Origin of the sequence: Dyella sp. ASV21 (assembly GCF_016428975.1) — a bacterium.
Classification (GTDB): domain Bacteria; phylum Pseudomonadota; class Gammaproteobacteria; order Xanthomonadales; family Rhodanobacteraceae; genus Dyella.
In genome coordinates this window covers 39,334-60,031 of the sequence record NZ_JAELTT010000004.1, presented here as the reverse complement: position 1 = coordinate 60,031, position 20,698 = coordinate 39,334, and the positions used below count along the sequence as shown (strand labels likewise).

Annotated in this window: 21 protein-coding genes; all 21 read right to left on the bottom strand. The window is 66.2% G+C overall.

Features of this window, described 5'->3' with window-relative positions:
- Position 1 precedes the first annotated feature (1 nt).
- Positions 2 to 1,996, bottom strand: coding sequence for a chemotaxis protein CheA (locus tag JHD67_RS02420; protein WP_199096929.1), 1,995 nt, complete (start codon positions 1,994 to 1,996; stop codon positions 2 to 4).
- Between the two features lie 15 nt (positions 1,997 to 2,011).
- Positions 2,012 to 2,653, bottom strand: a complete 642-nt coding sequence (locus tag JHD67_RS02415) for a protein phosphatase CheZ (protein WP_199096928.1) — start codon at positions 2,651 to 2,653, stop codon at positions 2,012 to 2,014.
- Positions 2,650 to 3,057 (bottom strand): chemotaxis response regulator CheY, encoded by a 408-nt coding sequence (cheY, locus tag JHD67_RS02410; protein ID WP_199096926.1) that lies wholly within the window; start codon positions 3,055 to 3,057, stop codon positions 2,650 to 2,652. The genes JHD67_RS02415 and cheY overlap by 4 nt, the downstream gene beginning before the upstream one ends.
- A gap of 67 nt (positions 3,058 to 3,124) precedes the next feature.
- Complete coding sequence (locus JHD67_RS02405; protein ID WP_199096924.1) at positions 3,125 to 3,859, bottom strand: RNA polymerase sigma factor FliA; 735 nt, start codon at positions 3,857 to 3,859, stop codon at positions 3,125 to 3,127.
- 1 nt (position 3,860) lies between these two features.
- A complete protein-coding gene (locus JHD67_RS02400) occupies positions 3,861 to 4,787 on the bottom strand; it encodes a MinD/ParA family protein (RefSeq protein ID WP_199096922.1) in 927 nt (308 codons plus the stop codon).
- 14 nt (positions 4,788 to 4,801) lie between these two features.
- Complete coding sequence (gene flhF, locus JHD67_RS02395; protein WP_199096920.1) at positions 4,802 to 6,199, bottom strand: flagellar biosynthesis protein FlhF; 1,398 nt, start codon at positions 6,197 to 6,199, stop codon at positions 4,802 to 4,804.
- Between the two features lie 151 nt (positions 6,200 to 6,350).
- A complete protein-coding gene (flhA, locus tag JHD67_RS02390; protein WP_199096918.1) occupies positions 6,351 to 8,441 on the bottom strand; it encodes a flagellar biosynthesis protein FlhA in 2,091 nt (696 codons plus the stop codon).
- Positions 8,442 to 8,452: 11 nt separating this feature from the next.
- Positions 8,453 to 9,589, bottom strand: coding sequence for a flagellar biosynthesis protein FlhB (gene flhB, locus JHD67_RS02385; RefSeq protein ID WP_199096916.1), 1,137 nt, complete (start codon positions 9,587 to 9,589; stop codon positions 8,453 to 8,455).
- Between the two features lie 10 nt (positions 9,590 to 9,599).
- The gene (fliR, locus tag JHD67_RS02380; RefSeq protein ID WP_199096914.1) at positions 9,600 to 10,370 is read right to left on the bottom strand and encodes a flagellar biosynthetic protein FliR; all 771 of its coding nucleotides are present in this window, start codon (positions 10,368 to 10,370) and stop codon (positions 9,600 to 9,602) included.
- Positions 10,367 to 10,636: a flagellar biosynthesis protein FliQ gene (gene fliQ / locus JHD67_RS02375; protein WP_199096912.1), complete on the bottom strand. Its 270-nt coding sequence runs from the start codon at positions 10,634 to 10,636 to the stop codon at positions 10,367 to 10,369. Before fliQ ends, fliR begins: the two co-directional genes overlap by 4 nt.
- A gap of 7 nt (positions 10,637 to 10,643) precedes the next feature.
- A complete protein-coding gene (fliP, locus tag JHD67_RS02370; protein ID WP_304487896.1) occupies positions 10,644 to 11,435 on the bottom strand; it encodes a flagellar type III secretion system pore protein FliP in 792 nt (263 codons plus the stop codon).
- Complete coding sequence (gene fliO / locus JHD67_RS02365) at positions 11,432 to 11,806, bottom strand: flagellar biosynthetic protein FliO (protein WP_233171590.1); 375 nt, start codon at positions 11,804 to 11,806, stop codon at positions 11,432 to 11,434. Before fliO ends, fliP begins: the two co-directional genes overlap by 4 nt.
- Before the next feature lie 5 nt (positions 11,807 to 11,811).
- Entirely contained in the window at positions 11,812 to 12,156 is a 345-nt protein-coding gene (fliN, locus tag JHD67_RS02360; RefSeq protein ID WP_199096910.1) for a flagellar motor switch protein FliN, read from the bottom strand.
- Positions 12,153 to 13,169 carry a flagellar motor switch protein FliM gene (gene fliM, locus JHD67_RS02355; RefSeq protein ID WP_199096908.1) on the bottom strand — a complete coding sequence of 339 codons (1,017 nt, stop codon included), beginning with the start codon at positions 13,167 to 13,169 and terminating at the stop codon, positions 12,153 to 12,155. The genes fliN and fliM overlap by 4 nt, the downstream gene beginning before the upstream one ends.
- 12 nt (positions 13,170 to 13,181) lie before the next feature.
- Positions 13,182 to 13,688: a flagellar basal body-associated FliL family protein gene (locus JHD67_RS02350; protein ID WP_199096906.1), complete on the bottom strand. Its 507-nt coding sequence runs from the start codon at positions 13,686 to 13,688 to the stop codon at positions 13,182 to 13,184.
- Positions 13,689 to 14,026: 338 nt separating this feature from the next.
- Positions 14,027 to 15,346 carry a flagellar hook-length control protein FliK gene (locus tag JHD67_RS02345; protein ID WP_199096904.1) on the bottom strand — a complete coding sequence of 440 codons (1,320 nt, stop codon included), beginning with the start codon at positions 15,344 to 15,346 and terminating at the stop codon, positions 14,027 to 14,029.
- Between the two features lie 34 nt (positions 15,347 to 15,380).
- Positions 15,381 to 15,818 carry a flagellar export protein FliJ gene (gene fliJ, locus JHD67_RS02340; protein WP_199096903.1) on the bottom strand — a complete coding sequence of 146 codons (438 nt, stop codon included), beginning with the start codon at positions 15,816 to 15,818 and terminating at the stop codon, positions 15,381 to 15,383.
- On the bottom strand, positions 15,815 to 17,179 hold the full coding sequence (fliI, locus tag JHD67_RS02335) for a flagellar protein export ATPase FliI (protein ID WP_199096901.1): 1,365 nt from the start codon (positions 17,177 to 17,179) through the stop codon (positions 15,815 to 15,817). The genes fliJ and fliI overlap by 4 nt, the downstream gene beginning before the upstream one ends.
- Positions 17,176 to 17,832, bottom strand: a complete 657-nt coding sequence (locus JHD67_RS02330) for a FliH/SctL family protein (protein ID WP_199096899.1) — start codon at positions 17,830 to 17,832, stop codon at positions 17,176 to 17,178. Before JHD67_RS02330 ends, fliI begins: the two co-directional genes overlap by 4 nt.
- Positions 17,829 to 18,821 (bottom strand): flagellar motor switch protein FliG, encoded by a 993-nt coding sequence (fliG, locus tag JHD67_RS02325; RefSeq protein WP_199097042.1) that lies wholly within the window; start codon positions 18,819 to 18,821, stop codon positions 17,829 to 17,831. Before fliG ends, JHD67_RS02330 begins: the two co-directional genes overlap by 4 nt.
- 150 nt (positions 18,822 to 18,971) lie before the next feature.
- On the bottom strand, positions 18,972 to 20,675 hold the full coding sequence (gene fliF, locus JHD67_RS02320) for a flagellar basal-body MS-ring/collar protein FliF (protein WP_199096898.1): 1,704 nt from the start codon (positions 20,673 to 20,675) through the stop codon (positions 18,972 to 18,974).
- Positions 20,676 to 20,698 lie beyond the last annotated feature (23 nt).

Sequence of the window (20,698 nt, the reverse complement as noted above, 5' to 3'; positions counted from 1 at the left end):
GTCAGGCGCTTACTCGTAAAGATGGGAGGAGTTGACCGTCGCCGCCGGCCAGGCCGGCCAGATCCATCACCAGCGCGAGACGGCCATCGCCGGTAACCGTGGCGCCCGCCACAGCGGGCACGCCTTCGAACAGGGGGCCAAGCGGCTTCACCATTACGTCTTCGCGACCCAGCACTTCGTGTACCAGGCAGCCCAGTCGCGTATGACCGATATGCAGCACCACCACGTGGCTGCCGCAGGCGCCATCCACACCCAGCCAGCCGCCGAGATCGGCCAGCGCCAAGGCGCGTCCGCGATGCGAGGCAACCACGCGGCCGTCCAACTTTTGCTTCTGTCCCTGCGCTAGTTCGAATACCTCTTCCACGTTGCTGAGCGGCAGCGCCAGCAGGCGTCCCCCCACGCGCACCATCAGCACGCGCTGGATCGCCAGCGTCAGTGGCACGGCCAGTTCCAGCGTGCTGCCACGACCCAGTTGCGAGCGCACCTGCAAGGTGCCGCCCAGCTCGGCTACGCGCGTCTTCACCACGTCCATGCCTACACCGCGGCCGGAAATGTCCGAGACCGTGGCGGCCGTGCTGAAGCCGGGACGAAAGATCAGTTCATAGCATTCGTTTTCGCTGAGGCGCGCCGCCTGGGCCTCGTCGATGACGCCCTTCTCCACCGCCTTGCGGCGCAGAACGTCGGGGTTCATGCCGCGACCGTCGTCGGCCACGGTAATGATGATGCGTTCGCCGCGCTGGCTCGCGCCCAAGGTCACCGTGCCTTTGCGCGACTTGCCGGCATGCTCGCGCTCGGCCGGCATTTCCAGGCCGTGGTCGAGGGCGTTACGGATCAGGTGGACCATCGGATCGGCGAGCGCTTCGACCAGGCTTCGGTCGAGATCGGTGCCCTCGCCTTCCAGCACCAGTTCTACTTCCTTGCCGAGCTGGCGCGAAAGATCGCGCACGATGCGCGGGAAGCGTTGGAACAGGCGGCTCACCGGTTGCAGCCGCATACCGAGCACGGCGTTCTGCAGCGCATCGGCCACGCGATCGAGTTCGCTGGCCGCCAGCGCCAGGGTTTCGTCCCCGTGCTTGGCGGACAGACTAAGCAGGCGGTTGCGTACCAGCACCAGTTCGCCCGCGCGATGCACCAGTGCGTCGAGGCGCGCGGTATCCACGCGCACGGTGTTTTCCGGCGGCGGTGCGGCGTGCTTGGCGGCCGCCGCCGCGGGCGCGGGCGCGGGCGCGGGCGAAGCTACTGGTGCCGGCACCGAGGCGATGGCCGTGGCGCCCGGCGCGGCGCCCTTGCCGTGCAGGTTGTCCAGCAGGGACTCGAACTCATCGTCGCTGATGCCGCCCGATGCCACCCCGTGCGCCGGTGCAGAAGGCGCCGGTGCGGAAGTCTCCGTGCCCGGCGTACCACCCTTGCCGTGCAGATTGTCCAGCAAGGCTTCGAATTCGTCGTCGCTCATGCTGCCCGTCGTGGCCGGCGCGGTCGCTGGTGCGCCCGGTACGCCGCCGGTGCCGTAAAGGCTATCGAGCAACGCCTCGAATTCGGAGTCGTCGATGCTGCCATCGCTCGGCGGCGCCACCGGGGCGGCCACCGGCGCCGGCACGGGCTTGGGCACCACCGCGCCAGCGGGCGACAGGCGCTGCAACAGGCTCGGCGGCGGCGGCGTCATGCTTTCGCCGCCAGCGAGCGCGGCCAGCATGTCGTTGAGCAAGTCCAGCGCTTCGAGCAGCGCGTCCATGCGGTTGGCGTCGAGCAGCAACTGCCCGTTACGCGCCACATTGAGCAGATCTTCAGCGTGATGGCACAGGTGCACCATCGGTTCGATGGCGAGGAAGCCCGCGCCACCCTTGACCGTATGGAACGCGCGAAACACCGCGTTCAGCAGATCGGCATCGCGCGGCGCGGCTTCCAGTCCGATCAACTGCTCGCCCAGGCGTTGCACGAGCTCCCCGGCTTCCACCAGGAAATCGTTACGCAGCTCGCTGTCCAAACTGGGATCCATGAGGAACCGCGCTCCTTAGAAGCCGAACTCGCTAAGCAGACGATCGGCCTCGTCCTGGCTGGACACCTTGACCGGGCCCACCGCGGTCTCGCCGCTGGCCAGTGCGCCAGTGAGGTTCACCAGTTCCAGCAATGAGCTCTCCACGCTGCTGATGAAATTGACCACCTTCTTGATGCGCTGGCCGGACAGGTCCTGCCACGATTGCGCTACCACGAAATCGGCCATGCCATCGCGGCACTCGGTGGCGAACGCCAGCGACTGCTGCGCGAGCACGTGAGCGACGTCACCGGCCGGCGTGCCATCCACCACGGCATGTGCGTTCTCGGCCAGCGCTTCGGCCTGCGGGCGCATGCGTTCGGCAAAGTCGAGCGTGCGATGCGCGGCCTGCGCGCTCATCTCCAGCACATCCTGCAGGTGCTGGCGGGCATCGGCGACGCTGCCAGGCACGCCCTCCTGCGCCAGATCGCCGCCAAGGCGGCGCACGGCGTCGTGCAGTTCACGCGCAAGCAAACCAAGCGCCCGGAACAAGCGCTGCTCGCGCTGGCGCACCAGTTCATCCAGCGCCTGCTCGAAGGCGGCGCCGTCGGCGCTGTTGAGCAGGTCGTGCAGTTCCTGCGGCATGGCTTCGGCAGCGATCAAGGCGGGTTGTGCGTTCATGCGGCGGCTCCGGCGGCGCCGAGGCGCTCAAAGATCTTGCCCAGTTTTTCTTGCAGGGTGGCGGCGGTGAAGGGCTTGACGATGTAGCCGTTCACGCCGGCCTGTGCGGCGGCGATGATCTGTTCGCGATTGTTCTCGGCCGTGACCATGAGCACCGGGATGGATTTCAGCGTGGGCTCCGCGCGAATGGCGCGCAGCAGGTCGATGCCCGTCATATTGGGCATGTTCCAGTCGGTTACCACCATGTCGAATGGTGTGCTGCGCAGCAACGTCAGTGCGCTCTCGCCATCGTCGGCCTCCTGGATGAGGCCGTTGCTGAAACCCAGCTCGACGAGCAGGTTGCGAACGATGCGCCGCATGGTGGAGAAGTCGTCCACCACCAGGATCTTCATATTCTTGTCCAAACCACGTTCTCCGCTTGCACCGTGTGGTCCGGTGCGCCATGCCTTGAGGAAATGTCCGGGGTACTGCTTATGCGCGTTCGCGCCAACCGGCCATGCGCGCCCGCAAACGCACGATGGCCTGGCCATGAATCTGACAAACCCGAGATTCGGTGACGCCAAGCACCGCACCAATCTCTTTGAGGTTCAACTCCTCTTCGTAGTACAGCGACATCACCAGCTGCTCGCGTTCGGGCAAGCCGCCAATGGCTTCCACCAACGCTCCACGCATGCCCTCGTGCTCCACGCTGTCCTGCGGCCCCAGGCTGTCGCCATCGGCCACATCGAACGCCGCGCCGCCATCGGCGTCGTCGGGCGCTGACAAGCTGAGCAACCGGGCGCTTGCCGCATCGGCCAACACCTGGTGGTACTCCTCCGCGCCCATGCCCAGTCGCCGCATCACTTCGGCGTCATCGGCATCGGCGCCGGTTTCGATCTCGATCTGGCGCACCACCTCCGCCATCTCGCGAACCTTTCGGTGCACCGACCGGGGTGTCCAGTCGGTGCGCCGCAATTCATCGAGCATCGCGCCACGAATGCGGATACCCGCAAACGTCTCGAAACTCGCGTTACGTCCTGTAGCGAAATTTCGCGCCGCCTCCAGCAAACCGATCATGCCGGCCTGAATCAGGTCGCTCACATCCACACTAGGCGGAAGCCTGCCCATCAAGTGATAAGCAATGCGTCGCACCAGGGGCGCATGTTGGCGGACCAGTTCGTCGGCACTCTGCTTCTGCAGCTGCAGATATTCGGAAGCCACGCTCATCTCACCACCCCGTCGCCACTGTGGCGTGCCTGCTGAAGAACGCAATGCGGTCCAGCCCCAGTCGCTCGGGTTCACCCCATGTATCGACCGCACCCGCCAATTGCTTGAATGCCTGCCCCGAGCGACTTGAGGGCCATAGATCCACCACGGCGCTCTGGCGGCGAATGGCCTGCTTAAGCCGTTCGTCGTTGGGCACCATGCCCATGAACTCCAGCGCCACGTCGAGGAAGCGGTCGCATACGCGCGCCAGCTTCTGATGCAGCACGCGCGCCTCGCTGGCGTTACGCACCATGTTCGCCACCATGCGGAAGCGGCGTACGCCGAAATCGCGGCTGAGCACCTTGAGCAGCGCGTAGGCGTCGGTGAGCGAAGCCGGTTCGTCGCAGACCACCAGCACAACGTCGTCGGCCGCCGCGGCGAACATGGCCACGTTGTCGGACAACCCGGCGGCCGTATCGACCAGCAGGTAATCCGGTGGCTCCGGCAGGTCATCGAAGGCGCGGATCACCGCCGCGTGCTCGCCGTTGCCCAGTTGGGCCAAGCGCCGCGTACCGGAACCGGCCGGCACCACCTTCAGGCCGTGCGGCGCGGACAACAGCAGATCTTCAATGCCGCAAGTGCCGTCCAGCAGATGGCCGATGTGGCGGGTGGGCGTAAGGCCCAGCAACACATCGATATTGGCCAGCCCCATGTCGGCGTCGAGCAGGATCACCTGCCGCCCCTCCTTGGCCAGGGCCATACCCAGGTTCACCGACACCGTGGTCTTGCCCACGCCCCCCTTGCCGCCTGCCACCGCAATGGCGCGGCAGCGCCGGCGCGGCGTGGGCGCGGCGACATGGACGGGCGGCTCGGGAGCAGGCACCGGCTTGCTGCCGTGACGTTCCGCAAGAGCATGCAACATGGCTTCCAGCCCTATGGCTTGATTCATCGCAAAGACACCATTCATGCGTTCACCACTGCGAGTCCGAAACGCTCGGCCATGACATCGTCATCGGCCGAGGTATTGCCCTTGAGCGCCTGGGCGGCACGACACACCAGCAACCGCGCATCGGCATTGGCGATGTCTTCGGGCACCCGCTGACCGTCGGTGACGTAGTCGAGCGCGAGCTGATGGCGAATGAGTACCGACAGTGCGCCTCCCAGATTGGGCGCCTCGTCGAGTTTGGTCAGGATGCAGGCGTGCGGCTTCACCGGCAGGTACGCGCGCACCGATTCGTCGAGCGAGGCGGCGTGCGCGTTGGCCGCCAACACCAGACAGGCACGCAGGTCACCACCGTTGCCCAGCACTTCGAGCTGCTCGGCCAGGCGAGGATCATTGCCGGCGAGGCCCGCGGTATCGACCAGCACGGTCTGGCAGCCACGCAGCAGTTCCAGCACTTGGCGCAGGCTGTCCGCGTCATAGGCGGGATACACGCGCACGCCAAGCAGGCGACCGTAATGTTCCAACTGCGCGGCAGCACCGATGCGGTAATGGTCGGTGCTGACCAACGCTACCTGCGAGGCGCCGTAGCGCATCACCGCGCGAGCCGCCAGCTTGGCGATGGTGGTGGTCTTGCCCACACCGGTGGGGCCGACCATGGCGATCACCCCACGCCGCTCGAACTGGTCGCGGCGGCTCACCGACAGACTGCGACTGAGTATGCCCAGCGGCAGATAGCGCGCCTGGTCGGCATTGATATTGTCGGGCAGCTCGCTGACCAGCTTGCGGGCCACATCGGCTTCGATGCCCAGGCGGGTCATTTCGCGCAGCACGCGCGCCCGCATCGGCTGGCGCCGCTCCATGTCGTTCCACAACAGGCTCGATAGCTGCGTCTCCAGCAGCTCGCGCAGGCTGCCCAGCTCGGCGCGCACCCGGGCGGTGTCCTGCATGGCCCGCTCCAGCAGCGGATGCAAGGATTCGGCGCTCTCCGTGTTGGCGAGGACCGGCTCGGCGACCGTTGCCGGCGCTTCGGCCATCGTCGTCGGCACGTCGGCCGCCGCCACGGTCGGCGGAGGCGGCGCGCGATGGGAAAGGGAAACCGTCACGCCATCGTCTTCGTGACGGGAAACCGGCGGCAGCGGCGGCGGCAAGACTTCCTGACGACGAACCATCATCGCCGTGATCTCGCCGGGCGCTACCGCGACACTCGCGGGCGTCGCCGAACGCGGGGTTTCCGGCAGCGGCGTGCCATGGCGGGCGGCTTCGCGCACCAGGGCTTCATCGAAATCGACGGCCGCGATGATCTCGATGCCGTCCTCCATGCGTCGCGTGGAGAGGATGACCGCATCGGGCCCCTGCTCCTCGCGCACTTCGCGCATGGCCTGGCGCATATCGGCGCCCACGAAACGCTTGATCTTCATGCTTTGCCACTCCGCGAGCGCGGCGCAGGGCTGGCGTGGTCCGACACGCGCAGCGCATTCGTTGCGCTGGCGGTCGCGCGAGCGCGTCCACTGGAAGCACCGCCGCTAGCCCGCATCCATTCCCGTTTCGCCATGACTCTGTTCCTCTCCGTTACCGACCCAGCGCCTGCACCAAACGCACTCTGCGGTTGTCAGGCACCTCGTTGTAGGCCAGTACGTGCAGGTTCTGTGCCACATGACGAGTGAAGCGCGCGAGCCATGGACGAAGCTGCGGCGCGACCAGCAACACCGCCGGTTCGCCGCTCATTTCCTGCTTGCGCGCGGCCTCGGCGACGCCTTGTTGCAGGCGGTCGGCAAGGCCCGGTTCCACCGCCGCGCCCGCCACACCGCCGTTTGCGAGGGAACCCAGCAGGATCTGCTCCAGTTCCGGTGCCAGCGTGATAACCGGGATCTCGGTACCGAGCCCGGAGATCTCCTGCACGATCTGGCGACCCAGCGCCACGCGCACGGCCGCGGTGAGCGCGCCGGGATCCTGACTCTGGCTCGCATGCTCCGCCAAGGTTTCGACGATGCTGCGCATGTTGCGAATCGGCACGCGCTCGGCCAGCAGGTTCTGCATCACCTTCACCACCACGCCCAGCGACAGCCGCTTGGGCACCAGGTCTTCCACCAGCTTGGGCGCGGTCTGTGCCAGGCGATCCAGCAACTGCTGTACATCCTGGTGGCCGAGCAGCTCGTGTGCGTGCCCCTGCAGGATGTGCGACAGATGCGTGGCGACGACCGTGGCCGGGTCCACCACCGTGTACCCCAGGCTTTGCGCCTGCTCGCGCTGCCCCGGCTCGATCCACAGCGCCTCCAGGCCGAACGCCGGATCGCGCGTGACGATGCCCTGCAGGCCCTCCTGCACGCGACCGGGGTTGATGGCGAGCAGTCGATCGTTGTGTACCTCGGCCTCGCCCATCGGCACGCCCATCAAGGTGATGCGATAGGTGTTCGCGCCCAAGTCCAGGTTGTCGCGGATATGCACCGGCGGCACCAGGAAGCCCAGCTCCTGCGACAGCTTGCGGCGCACCGACTTGATGCGCCCCATCAACTCGCCGCCCTGGTGCGTATCCACCAGCGGAATTAGCCGATAGCCCACTTCCAGGCCCAGCGGATCGACGCTGGCGACATCTTCCCAGCCCAGCTCCAGGCGTTCGGCCGGCACCGGCGGTGGCGGCGCCTCGGCCACCACCTGGCTGGCGCGCTCCTTCGCCTCGCGCTCGCGCTTGATCATCAACCACGCCGCACCGCCGCAAGTAGCGCCCAGCAGCAGGAACGCGATGTTCGGCATGCCCGGGATCAGGCCCATCACGCCGAGCACCACACCAGCCACCGTCAACGCGCGGGGTTGGCCGAACAACTGGCCCACGAGCTGCTTGCCCATGTCCTGCGACTTGGACACGCGGGTCACGATGACCGCCGTGGCAATGGAGAGCATCAAGCCCGGCACCTGCGCCACCAGGCCGTCGCCAATGGTCAGCAGTGTGTAGGTTTTGGCGGCCTCAGCCGCCGACAGGCCGTGTTGCAGCACACCGACGAAGAAGCCGCCAACGATATTGATCAGCAGAATCAGGATGCCCGCCGTGGCGTCGCCACGTACAAACTTGGAGGCACCGTCCATCGAACCGTAGAAGTCCGCCTCCTCGCGCACTTCCTGACGACGCTCGCGCGCCTGCTCCTGGTTAAGCAGCCCAGCATTGAGGTCGGCATCGATCGCCATCTGCTTGCCGGGCATGGCATCGAGGGTGAAGCGCGCAGTCACTTCGGATACGCGCGTGGCGCCCTTGGTCACCACCACGAAGTTGATGATGGTGAGGATGGCGAACACCACCAGGCCCACGGCGAAGTTGCCGCCGATCACGAACTCGCCGAAGGCCTCGATTACCTTGCCTGCGGCACCGGGGCCGTCATGGCCATGCAGCAGCACCACGCGGGTAGAGGCGATGTTGAGCGCCAGGCGCAACAGTGTCGCCATCAGCACCACCGTGGGAAAGGCAGCGAACTCCAGCGGCCGCATCACATAGATCACCGCCAGCAGGATCACCAGCGACAAGGCGATGTTGAAACTGAACAGCATGTCGAGCAAGAACGGCGGCAACGGCAGCATCATCATCGCCAGCGCGGCGAGCATGATGACCGGCGCACCCAGGCCTCGACGGCCGAGCGACTTCAGACTATCGATGGCGTTTGCTGTTGCCATGCCTGCTTCCATCAGAACTGGTAGGGACCCATCAGGTCCGGATCGACATCGGGTTGCGGTGCCGTGGGCGGCTCTTCACCGCGCGACACCGCCTGCTTGAGCTGGAACACGTAAGCGAGCACCTGCGCTACCGCCACATATAGCGACGCGGGGATTTCGCGATCGATCCGCGTGGTGGCGTACAGCGCGCGCGCCAGCGGCGGCGCTTCCACCGTGGGAATGCGATGGCTGGCCGCCACCATGCGAATCTGCAGCGCCAGTTCGTCCATGCCCTTGGCGATCACGCGCGGCGCACCCATGCGGCCTTCGTCGTAGCGCAGCGCCACGGCGAAGTGCGACGGGTTGGTAATCAGCACGTCCGCCTTGGGCAACTCCTGCATCATGCGTTTGCGCGCCATCTGGTATTGCATCTGGCGAATGCGGCCTTTCAGCTCGGGGTTGCCGTCGCTTTCCTTCGATTCGTCCTTCAGCTCCTGGCGCGTCATGCGCAGGCGCTTGTTGTGGTCGAACTTCTGGTACAGCGCGTCGACGCCGCCGATCAGCGCCAGCACCGAGCCGAACAGCAAGGCGCCGTGGCCAAGCAGGCTCATCGCGCGCAGCATGCCAGGGCCGACTTCGCCCAGGCCGGTGCCCATCAGGTCGTCTTGCCAGTTCTTCAGCACCATCACCAGCACGCCACCGATCAGCAGCAGCTTGAGCAGCGACTTGGCCAGCTCCACCAAGCCGCGCATGGCGAAGATGCGACCCAGCCCAGCGATGGGATCGAGCCGCTCCAGCTTGGGCTCCAACGCCTGCGTACTGAAGTTAAGGCCGCCCAGAAGGATCGGCGCCGCCAGTGCCGCCAACACCGTCGCCAACCCTAGCGGCGCCAGCAACAACACCGCCTCGCGCGTCGCCAGGCTCAATACGCGCGAAGGCAATTCGTCGCTGAACAGCGCATCGCGCCGATAGACCAGCCCCAGGCGGTAGATGCGCTGCACATGCTCCAGCGCGCCTTGCCCGCCGCTGATCAGGGCACAGACGCCGGCCAGCACCACCACGGCACCGGAGAGATCGCGCGAGCGCGGCAGCTCGCCCTTTTCGCGCGCTTCGCGCAGGCGTTTTTCAGATGGTTGTTCGGTTTTTTCCTGGTCGCTTTGCTCGGACATGGCGCGCTCCTCAACCGCCCACCAGTTCGTGCATCAACGTCCATGCCTGCACCTGCAAGGCGTCGAACGCACCCGGCACGCTGCGCAGCGACAGCCACAGCGCGACAAATCCCAGCGTCACGGTGATGGGAAAACCCACCGCGAACAGATTCATGGACGGCGCGGCGCGACTGATCGCGGCGAAACCAATGTTCACCATCAGCAGCGACGTCATGGCCGGAAGCGCCACGCGCACGGCACCGCCGAACAACTGGGCGGCAAACGCCAGCACCGCATGCAGCCCGTTGCTGTCGATGGCCGAACGGCCCGGCGGCAAGGTATGGAAACTGTCGGCGAGCAAGCTGATCAGGCGCAGATGGCCGTCCATCGCCAGGAACAACAACGTCACCAGCAATACGTAGAACTGGCTGAGCACCGGCGTACTGCCGCCCGCGCTGGGATTCACCGTTTCGGCAAACCCCAGGCTCATGCTCTGCCCCACCAACTGGCCGCCAAACGATACCGCCTCGAATATCAGCTTGAGCACAAAGCCAATCGCCGCGCCGATAAGCACCTGGCTCACCATGGTGGCGATGCCGTCGGCGCTCATCGGGTCGATGGTGGTCGGTGACAGCGGCGCCAGTACCAGGGTCAGCAGCACCATCACCGCCAGGCGGATCCGTTGCGGCACCACTTTGTCTGAAAATATCGGCGCGGTCATGCACACCCCGCCCACGCGGCCCATGGCCCACAGCACCGAGCCCAGCGAGCGTTGCAACTCGGCCAGATCGACCGTGGTCATTTCACCGCTCCCGGCAGGCTTTCGATCAACTGGCGAGTGAACTGCACCAGCGTGCGCAGCATCCACGGCCCGGTGATCAGCGCCACGGTGGCCATGGCGATGACCTTGGGGATAAAGCTCAAGGTCATTTCGTTGATCTGCGTGGCCGCCTGCACCACACCGATGATCAAGCCCACCGCCAGCGCGGTGAGCAGCAAGGGTGCGGCCATGATCATCGCGACGTAGAGCGCGTGCTGGCCGAACTCGATGACGGATTCGGGAGTCATGGCGCGCTCAGGTGTAGAAGCTGCCGGCGAGCGTGCCGAGCAGCAGGGTCCAGCCATCGACCAGCACGAACAGCATGATCTTGAACGGCAGCGAGATGATCGCCGGCGACACCATCATCATGCCCATGGACATCAGCACGCTGGCGACCACCAGGTCGATGATCAGGAACGGAATGAACAGCAGAAAGCCCATCTGGAACGCGGTTTTCAATTCGCTGGTGACAAACGCCGGCATGGCCACGCGAAACGGTACGTCGTCCTTGCTGGCATACGGCTTTTCGTTGGCCAGATGGGTGAACAGCTGGAGATCCGCGTCGCGCGTCTGGTCGAGCATGAAGTGCTTGAATGGCGCGGCGGCCGCTGGCACCGCCTGCTCCATCGCCAACTGCCCATCCATGTACGGCTTCACGCCATCGGTATACGCATGGTTGAGCACCGGCGACATCACGAACAAGGTGAGGAACAACGACAAGCCCAGGATGATCTGGTTGGACGGGGTGGACTGCGTACCCAGCGCCTGACGCAGAAAGCCGAGCACGATGATGATGCGCGTGAACGACGTCATCATCAGCAGCACCGCCGGCAGCAGCGTCAGCACCGTCATCAGGGCCAACATCTGCAGCGACAGCGTCCAGTTCTGCGCACCGCCCGGCGCGTTCTGCACGGTCAGCACAGGAATACCCGAGGGCGATGACGGCATCTGCGGCATGCTCGGCATCGCCGGCATGGCGGGCGCCGCCCAGGCGAACAGCGGGCACAGCAGGAACAGCGACAGCAAGATCCAACGCAGAGGCTTCATGATTTGCGCTTCCAGCGCGCCAGCACGTCGCCGAAAGCCGGCAACGGGGGGTGTGAAGAAGGTTCGGGTGCGGGTGCCGCGCCCTCGTACACGTGCAGCGTGCGCATGCCACCCTGCCCCACGCCCACCAGCAGGCGCTTGCCATCCGCGTCGATCAGCAACACGCGATCGCGGGCGCCGACCGCCATGGATTCCACGCAGCGCAGGCGTCGACCGCCCGGCGAAGTGCGCGCCTGCAGTCGGCGACTGAGCCAACCCGCGGCGAAGATCAGCAGCACGATGCCGGCGAGACTGAGCAGCACGCGGATCAGTTCGCCGCCGACATTGATCTCGGGCGCGCTGGCGACAGGGAGGGCAAGGGCAAGCAGCATCGAACTCACCGCAGCTTACGCACGCGTTCGGCCGGGCTGATCACGTCGGTAAGGCGGATACCGAAGCGCTCGTTGATCACGACCACTTCGCCATGCGCCACCAGCGTGCCATTGACGAACACATCCAGCGGCTCGCCCGCGGAGCGGTCCAGTTCCACCACCGAGCCCTGATTGAGCTGCAGCAGGTTGCGAATGCTGATGCGGGTGCGACCGACCTCCATCGCCAAGGTCACCGGCACATCGAGGATCATGTCCAGGTTGACGTCCGCACCCTCGCCCCCTGCGGCGGTGATGGGATCGAATTCGACGCGCTGCGTCGCGCTGCCAATGGCTTCAGTGGTGGTGCTCATGCGGTGAGGCTCTCCAGGGGATTTTCGGAAGGCAGACGCACTTCGCGCCGGCCGGCCTGCTCTTGAAATCGAACGGCGTTACGGTTGTTGTTCTGGCCATAGCGCGCGCGGAAGATCGGCACGTCTTCGGCGAAGACGGTAGCCAGCTCCGGCAGGTTGATCGGGATGATGTCGCCGGGGCGAAGGCGTAGAAATTCGCGAATGGTCAGGCGCTTTTCCAGCAGCAGCGAGCTCAGCTCCACTTCCGCATCCAGCACTTCGTCCTGCAAGGTTTCGGCCCAGCGATGGTCGCGATCCACGCGATCGCTTTGCACGCCCGCGTCGAGCAGGGTGCGAATGGGCTCGATCATGGCGTAGGGCATCGTGAGGTGAATCTCGCCGCCGCCACCGTCCAGTTCGCAATGGAACTTGGACACCACCACCGTTTCGGTCGGACTCACGATGTTGGCGAACTGCGGGTTGATCTCCGAGTTCATGTATTCGAAGTTCAGGGGAATCACCGGCGCCCATGCCTCCACCATCGCGGCGAACAGCTCGGTCAGCACGATCTGGATAACGCGGTTTTCGGTGGGCGTGAAATCGCGGCCCTCAATACGCGCATGGAAGCGCCCGTCACCACCGAAGAAGTTGTCGATGATGGTGAACACCAGGCGTGGCTCCATCACCACCAGCGCGGTGCCGCGCAGCGGCTTGATGCGTACCAGGTTGAGATTGGTGGGTACGGTAAGCGCGTGCACGTACTCAGCAAACTTGATCATCTTGACGCCGAGCACCGAGACCTCGCAGGTCTTGCGCAGCACGCCGAACACGGCGCTGCGGAAGAAACGCGCGAAGCGGTCATTGACCATTTCCAGCGTCGGCAGGCGGCCGCGCACGATGCGGTCCTGCTGGGTGAAGTCGTAGGTGATGATGGCATCGGAAGATATCGGCTCGTCGCTGCCGGTCTCCACCGCACCACCTTCCACGCCATCCAAGAGGGCGTCGATTTCTTCCTGGGAAAGCAGATCGCTCATTGGCGTTGCCCGTTACTGCATCACGAAACTGGTGAAATACAGCGCTTCCACACCGGGTCGACCCACGCGCTTTTCAATGATCTTGCGCACGGCGTCCAACGCCTGTGCCTGCAACTTCTGCTTGCCGGCGGCGTCGCTGAGAATGGTGTAGTCCTGACTGCTGAACAGCATGACCAGCGCATTGCGAATGACTGGTTCGGCGTCCTTGGCCGCGGCCAGGGCCGCAGTGTCGTGCGACATCAGGCTTACGCCGACCTGCAGGTAGCGCATGGACTGATCGTCTTTGAAGTTCACCACGAAGGGCGGGTCCAGCGGCAGGAACTGCTCCTGCGCCGACATCACCACCTTGGGTTCCTCCGGGGCGTTGCCGGCGGGTGCGTGGCGCGTGCCAAGCAACACATAAGCGCATACGCCGGCCATCGCCAGCAAAGCCACGCCCATGATCAACACCATCTTGGAGGACCCCTTCTTGGGGGCGCTGCCGCTGCTGCCTTCCGTTACCTGCTCGTTCTGAGCCATGCGATCCCGATCCCTATCATTCGTCGATGCGTCGACGGCCACCAGCGGCCGCCCCTGCCGGTTGGTAGCAAACGCCATGCCATCGACGAAAAGCCTTGTATTCAGCGGGTTTGCGCGCTCAGGCGGGACGCCTGCGTTGCTTTCTTGACGCGCGACGGGGAATGCGCGCGACGCTGCCATGGCGATCGTCGAAAGCTCGTCGCGGTGGGCACGCGCCCAGCCACGGGATCGAGACGCGTCGTATGCGCCAGCGTGCGGGGACAATCAGGAGTGGCAGGTGGTCGTGACGGTGACGCGACCACACGCCCGCCGCGATGGCGGGCGGCCGTGGGGATGGATCAGGCGAACATATCCAGCAGGCCGACGGCCTTCATTACTGGCGCGGTAACGGATGCCACGCTGCCGCCATCGCTGCCGTTGGCATCGCCGTCCGTGCCGGCGGCGTTCTGGCCTTGGCCGGCGGAGGCGTTGCCCTGGCCGCCCTGCCCTACCTGGGCCTGCCCCAGGGTGAGACCGTGATTGGCCAACATGCTGTCGAGCTGGCTCAGGGTCTGCTGCACGGCATGCACAGCCTGTGGATGCTGCGCGACGAAACTCACGTCCACGTGGTCGTGCAGCACGCTTACTTTCACGTCGATGGTGCCGAGGTCCTCCGGATGCAAGCGAATGCGGGCTTCCTTGACGTCCTGTCCGCCCAGCCAGGCCACCTGCTGGCCAAGCTCCTGCGCAAAGGCCGGCGTACCCACGCTGGACTGCATGGTCAACGCATGCGGCGTCGCAGTCGCTGGCGGCTGAGGCTGCGGCAACGGGGCCGACACCAACGCATTCAATGCGTCGAGCGAGCTGCTTCGGTTGTCCTGGGTGGTTCCACCGGACGACGATGCGCCCGACACGGCGGACATCGCCTTGGCCACTGCGGCGAACCCCGTGGATATGGCTGGGGTGGCGGTGTCGTCCGCATCGTCGGCGGCGCTGGCGAGGGTCTTGTTGGCGAGCGCGTCGAGGGATTTGGCCGAGTCGGAGAAGTCCTCGGCATCGCCGTCGTCGCCCTGCGCTGCCGTGGCTTGAGCGCTGCTGGAATAAGTCTGAGCGAGCTGCATGGCTGCCAAGCCCGTCTGCGCCGTGGCCGGCAGCGCCGCCTGGGCCGAGGCTGCCGACACCGTGGCGCCCAGCTTGCCTGCGGCATCGCCGCTGGGCACCGGCGCGGGCGCTGCCGTGGCGGGAATGCTCTGGCCCAGCAGGGCGAGCATGGCGGCAGCGGCGTCCGGCGTAGGCGTGGTGGCTGCGGTGTCCTCGTCCTTGCTCTGTCCGCCGCTGGCGGAAGGGGCCGCCGATGCAGCCGCAGCTCCGCTGGACGTTGCGGCCGTTGCGCTGGCCGGGGGCGAGGCCGTCGCGCTGGCCGCCGCCGATGCGCGCGAGACAGGGGAGGCCGCGCCGGGTTTGTTCGATGTGGCCGACGAACCCGTGGCTCGCGTCGCGGGCGCAGGCGCCGATGCGCGCGCTGGATTATTGGTCGCTTGGCTGGCCTGCTGCTGGCGCGCCTGCTGCAGGGGCTGGGCGAAGTCTGCGGCGCTATCGCTGTCCGAGGACAGGTAGCTGTTGGACGCGGCGGGCGCCGGACTGGGCGTGGGGACGGCAAGGGCAACGGGAGGCGTCATCGGCCTGTCTCCTGAATTGGACAGCGCGGCGCGGTCATCGCGACCACTCCCGCGCAGGGCGACGATGCTGCATGCGCTCGTCGATTTCCGCTTGTTCGCGACGCTCTTCGCTCTTGCGTTCCTGCTCGCGATAGCGATCGATCACCTGGCTCAAAGCCTGCTCGCGCGCATGCGCCTCGCGCCACTGCCCGCGCACATGATCGAGCTGTCGGTTCAGGCGCGCCACTTCGGTGCCTTGCTGGGCAATCACCTGATCGATGCGCTCCACGAACTGGCGCCGGTTGAGTAATGCCGTCACGGTGACGCCGCCGGAGGTTTCGGCGTATTCCTCGCGATAACGGCACAAATCGGAAAGCTGTTGCTCGGCCTTGGCCAAGCGTTGTTGCTGCTCGGCGAGCCGCTGCATGGCGGTTTCCTGGCGCTCACGCGCCAGGTCCGCGGCCGGCTGCAAGCGCGTTGCTCGCGATGTCACGGAGCGCCTCCGCTGGTGATCTGTTCGAGCGCGCCGATGGCGTCGGCGAGGTTGGTGGGGTCATCCACTTCCTGCTGCAGGAACTCGCGCAGGCGTGGCCACATGGCGATGGCGTGATCCACCTGCGGGTCAGAACCCTTTTGATAGGCACCCACCGCAATCAGGTCGCGTTGCTGGCGATACGCCGAATAGACCTGACGGAAGCGCTGCGCGGCACGCAGATGCTCGCGCGTCACTACCGCCGGCATTACGCGACTGATGGATGCCTCGATATCGATGGCCGGGTAATGGCCAGCTTCGGCCAGATCACGCGAGAGCACGATGTGGCCGTCCAGAATGGCGCGCGACGCATCGGCGATGGGATCGTGGCGGTAGTCGTCGCCTTCGGTGAGCACGGTATAGAAGGCGGTGATGGAGCCGCGCCCTTCGGCGTCGTTGCCGGCGCGTTCGACCAGGGCGGGCAACATGGCGAACACCGACGGCGGATAACCCTTGGTGGCCGGCGGCTCACCGATGGCCAGCGCGATCTCGCGCTGGGCCTGGGCATAACGGGTAATGGAGTCCATCAGCAACAGCACGCGCTGACCACGGTCGCGGAACCATTCGGCGATGGCGGTGGCGTACTGCGCACCGCGCAGGCGCTGCAGCGGCGGCGCATCGGCGGGAGCCGCCACGATGACGGCGCGTACGCGACCTTCCGGCCCCAGCGTGTGCTCTACGAACTCCTTCACTTCGCGGCCGCGCTCGCCGATCAGGCCCACCACCACCACGTCGGCGTTGGTGTAGCGCGTCATCATGCCAAGCAGCGTGGATTTGCCCACGCCGGAGCCGGCAAAGAGACCAAGGCGCTGGCCACGGCCGACGCTGAGCAAGGCGTTGATGGCGCGTACGCCGGTATCCAGCGGCGTATCGATGGGCTTGCGCGCCATGGGATTGATCGGCGCGCCCTTGAGATTGGCGTGCTCATCCACATCCAGCGGACCCATGCCATCCAGCGGCACGCCATCGGCACCCACCACGCGCCCCAGCAAGGCCGGCCCCACCGGCAGACCGGTGGTGTGCGCGCAGGGCCGCACGCGCGCGTTGGGCAGCACGCCATGCATTTCGGTCACGGGCATCAGCAGCAGGCGCTCATCGGCAAAGCCCACCACTTCGGTATCCAGTTCACTGCCATTGGCGGTGGAGACCAGGCAACGCGCGCCTAGCGGCGCCTCGCAGCCTTCGGCTTCCAGGGTCAGGCCAACCACACGGCGCAGGCGACCTTCCACGGTGAGCGTGCGCGCGGCCAGGGCGCGCTGGCGACGCCGCGCCAGCCGCTCTTGCCACAAGCTCGCGGGCGAGTGGCCGGCCGGATCGCTCATCCGCGCACCTCACCCTGGGTAGCATCCGCGTCGTCCGCCTCGGCGCCGAGCACGGCATCCACCACGGCGGCCAGACGGGTTTCCACCCGCGCATCCAGGCGAGAACGTTCGCTTTCAAGCACGCAGTCGCCCGGGTTCAACGCGGGGTCCGCCACCAATTGCCAGTGCGGTTCGGCGACCTGCAGGCTGCGCAACAGCGCCAGATCGTCGGCATGCAGGCGTACGCGCAGCGTGCCGGTGGCCGACGGCAGCGCCAGCGCGGCGCGGCGCACCGCTTCCACCACCAGATCCGGCGCGGTGCGCAGTTCGTGCGCCAACACTTGCCGCGCCACGGTCATGGCCAGGCGGGCCAGTTCCAGCTCGACCAATTCGTCCATCGAACGCAGCGGTCGAGCCGCGGCGTCCAGCAAAAGATCCAGGCGCCCCAAACGGCCGTTGATGAGATCACGCGCGGCCGCCATGCCTTCGGCGTGGCCGGCGGCATAGCCTTCGTCGCGCGCCTGCTGCTCGATCGACTCCAACTCGCGCAGCGTGGGCTGCACCGCTGGCTCGGCGCTTGGCGTCGACGCGGGCGTTTCGGCGGCCTTGCCCACTTCGGGCGGCTGCCAGCGCTCAAACACCGAAAAGTGCTCGCGGTCGAGTACGGCGCTCATGACACCATCTCGTCGCCGGTACCGGAAAGATTGATCTGGCCGGCGTCAGCCAGCTTGCGCGCAATGCCCAGCACTTCCTTCTGGGCCGAATCCACTTCGCTCAGGCGCACCGGACCGGACACTTCCAGATCGTCGCGCAGCATGTCGGCGGCGCGCTTGGACATGTTGGCAAAGATGCGTTCGCGCACCCCCGGCTCGGCGCCCTTGAGGGCCGTGACCAGGCGCGCGGTGGGTACTTCGCGCAGCAAGGTCTGCATGCTGCGATCGTCCAGCTCGGCCAGATCCTCGAACACGAACATGAGTTCTTCGATGCGCCCACCCAGGCCCGCGTCGTGCTGGCGGATGGAAGTCATCAGCTCGGTCTCGCGGCTGGTTTCCATGGCATTGAGAATATCCGCCGCGGCCTTGAGGCCACCGACGCTGGCCGATTTGAGTTTCTTGGTGCCCCCGGAGAACTGGCGCTCCATGATCTCGTCCAGTTCATTGAGCGCGTGCGGCTGGACGCCGTCCAGCGTGGCGATGCGCATCACCGCATCGCTGCGCGTGCGTGGGGGCAGGTAGCCGATGACTTCGGCGGCCTGATCCGGCTCCAGGTGCGCGAGCACCAGCGCGATGATCTGCGGATGCTCCTGGTTGATCATTTCGGCGATGGCGCGACTTTCCATCCACTTGAGCGATTCCAGGCCCTTGCTGGTGCGACCGAGCAGGATGCGATCGATCAGGCCGCCTGCCTTGTTCTCGCCCAGCGCGTTGACCAGGATCTTGCGGATGTATTCCTCGGTGCCCATGCCCAGCGCGGTGTGGTGTCCCATGTCGTCGTTGAGACGATCCAGCACCTGCTCCACCTGTTCGCGCGACACGTTGCTGAGGCTGGCCATGGCCGAACCCACGGCCTGCACGTCGCGAGCGTTGAGGTGCTTGAGCACCTCCGCCGCGTCCTGCTCACCCAAGGTGAGCAGCAGAATGGCCGCGCGCTGCGCGCCGCCCAGTTGTAGTTCTGCCTTCATGTCCTGTCTCGCCCGACCGCAAGGGTTCGCGTATCTGCTCGTAGTGCCGCCGCGTGCGCGGTCGGCCGGTTATGTATCGGCGCCTCCACCGCGCACCAGAACGGTCGCGGGCAGCCACTGGCAAGGGCGCGCTTAGCCGCCATCCTCGCCCACCCAGCTCTTGACCACCTGCGCCACCTGCTTGGGGTTGTCGTTGACCATGCGGCGCGCCATGGAAATGCGCTGCTCGTAGGCCATCGCCGGCGTGACGGTGCTGATGCGCGCCACGTCGTCCTGGACGTCGTCTTTATCGTCGATGCGAACGGACATGGTCGGCGCCGCCATGCCGGCACCAGCCAGCGCCAGCTCCTGACCGGGCAAGGGACTGCGGGCCAAGCCGCGCAACAGTGGGCGCAGCAGACCAAACGCCACCAGCAGGGCCACCAGGATGCCGGCCGCCTGCTTGATCAGGTCGATCATGCCGGGGCGCTCCCAGAACGGCACGGAGGTGGGCGTGACATCGCCCGTGGCGTCCTGGTGGAACGGCTGGTTGATCACGCTCACGTTGTCGCCGCGCGTTTCGCTGAAGCCAACCGCATTGCGGGTCAAGGTAGTGAGGTGTTCCAGTTCCTGCGGCGTGAACGGCACGCTCTTGCTGCCGCCTTTGTCACCCGCCACGGATTTGTTGTCCACCACCACCGCCACGGTGAGGCGAGCGAGCCGCCCGGCCGGATCGCTCACGTGACTGACGGTGCGATCGAGCTCGTAGTTGCGCGTGGCGCTGCTGGTGGTTTCGCCCGGCGGTGCCGCCTGCGCCGTGGTGGCGCCCTTGCCTGGCGCCTTGCCTGCCGCAGGACGCGCCGCCGTAGGCTGGGCCACGGTGTTGGGCGGCTGGTTGCTCAGTGCACCCGGCACGGCACCATCGCTGGATTCGCCCACACGCTGTTCGCTGCTGGTCTGTTCGCTGCGCAGCGCGGGATGCTCATGACCGTAGGTTTCGGTGGCCTTCTCGGTCTCGCTGAAATCAAGATCGGCATACACCTGGGCGCGCACCTTGCCCGGACCCACCAACGGCGTCAGCAATTCTTCGATGCGCTGCGCATAGGTGTTTTCGATACGGGTAGCGAGGCGCAGGCGCGCATCGCCCACCGAACTGGCACTGGCGGGATCGGCGTTGGTCAGCAGTTGCCCTTGCTGATCGACCACCGACACTTGCTTGGGGTCAAGGCTGGGCACGCTGGAGGCCACCAAGTGCACGATGGCGGCCACCTGGCTGGCATCGAGCTGGCGGCCCGGATACAGCGTCACCAGCACGGAAGCGCTGGCCTCGCGGTTGTCGCGAATAAAGGCCGAGGGCTTCGGAAGCGCCAGGTGCACGCGCGCGGCGCGCACCGATTGCAAACCGGAAATGGTGTTACCCAGATCGGTTTCCAGCATCTGCTGGTAACGCGTGCGCTCGGCAAGGTCACTCATGCCGAACGGCGAATCGCCGCCCGCGGCCGTGGTGGTGCTGACACTGCCTTGCGGCAGACCTTGGGCGGCGAGCTTGAGGCGTACCGCGGCCAGATCGGACGCGGGCACCATGATCGAGGTGCCGTCGGCACCCAGCGTATAAGGCACATTCGCCGTCTGCAGCGCCTGCGTAACGGCGGCGGCATCCTTTTGTTCCAGGCCGGCGTACAGCAGGCCGTAGTTGGGGCCGCGCGACCAAAGCACCACGGCGACACCGAGTGCGACAGCCGCCGCCACACCGATCAGCAACAGCAGTTGCCGCGTCGCCGGTGTACGGGCGAGTTGCTTGAGGTCCAGGCGAGAACCGGACTTTTCGTCGGTGGTCGCGAGGGCGTTATCGGCCATGAAGACAGCTCGTGCTTTGAGGA

Coding starts and splice junctions, on each gene's coding strand:
- JHD67_RS02420 (WP_199096929.1), bottom strand. CDS start 1,996: ATGGATCCCAGTTTGGACAGCGAGCTGCGTAACGATTTCCTGGTGGAA.
- fliM (WP_199096908.1), bottom strand. CDS start 13,169: ATGAGCGATCTGCTTTCCCAGGAAGAAATCGACGCCCTCTTGGATGGC.
- fliR (WP_199096914.1), bottom strand. CDS start 10,370: ATGACCACGGTCGATCTGGCCGAGTTGCAACGCTCGCTGGGCTCGGTG.
- fliI (WP_199096901.1), bottom strand. CDS start 17,179: ATGAGCGATCCGGCCGGCCACTCGCCCGCGAGCTTGTGGCAAGAGCGG.
- fliN (WP_199096910.1), bottom strand. CDS start 12,156: ATGAGCACCACCACTGAAGCCATTGGCAGCGCGACGCAGCGCGTCGAA.
- flhF (WP_199096920.1), bottom strand. CDS start 6,199: ATGAAGATCAAGCGTTTCGTGGGCGCCGATATGCGCCAGGCCATGCGC.
- JHD67_RS02400 (WP_199096922.1), bottom strand. CDS start 4,787: ATGAATCAAGCCATAGGGCTGGAAGCCATGTTGCATGCTCTTGCGGAA.
- JHD67_RS02405 (WP_199096924.1), bottom strand. CDS start 3,859: ATGAGCGTGGCTTCCGAATATCTGCAGCTGCAGAAGCAGAGTGCCGAC.
- fliF (WP_199096898.1), bottom strand. CDS start 20,675: ATGGCCGATAACGCCCTCGCGACCACCGACGAAAAGTCCGGTTCTCGC.
- JHD67_RS02345 (WP_199096904.1), bottom strand. CDS start 15,346: ATGACGCCTCCCGTTGCCCTTGCCGTCCCCACGCCCAGTCCGGCGCCC.
- JHD67_RS02350 (WP_199096906.1), bottom strand. CDS start 13,688: ATGGCTCAGAACGAGCAGGTAACGGAAGGCAGCAGCGGCAGCGCCCCC.
- flhB (WP_199096916.1), bottom strand. CDS start 9,589: ATGTCCGAGCAAAGCGACCAGGAAAAAACCGAACAACCATCTGAAAAA.
- fliO (WP_233171590.1), bottom strand. CDS start 11,806: ATGCTGCTTGCCCTTGCCCTCCCTGTCGCCAGCGCGCCCGAGATCAAT.
- flhA (WP_199096918.1), bottom strand. CDS start 8,441: ATGGCAACAGCAAACGCCATCGATAGTCTGAAGTCGCTCGGCCGTCGA.
- JHD67_RS02330 (WP_199096899.1), bottom strand. CDS start 17,832: ATGAGCGCCGTACTCGACCGCGAGCACTTTTCGGTGTTTGAGCGCTGG.
- fliQ (WP_199096912.1), bottom strand. CDS start 10,636: ATGACTCCCGAATCCGTCATCGAGTTCGGCCAGCACGCGCTCTACGTC.
- JHD67_RS02415 (WP_199096928.1), bottom strand. CDS start 2,653: ATGAACGCACAACCCGCCTTGATCGCTGCCGAAGCCATGCCGCAGGAA.
- fliP (WP_304487896.1), bottom strand. CDS start 11,435: ATGAAGCCTCTGCGTTGGATCTTGCTGTCGCTGTTCCTGCTGTGCCCG.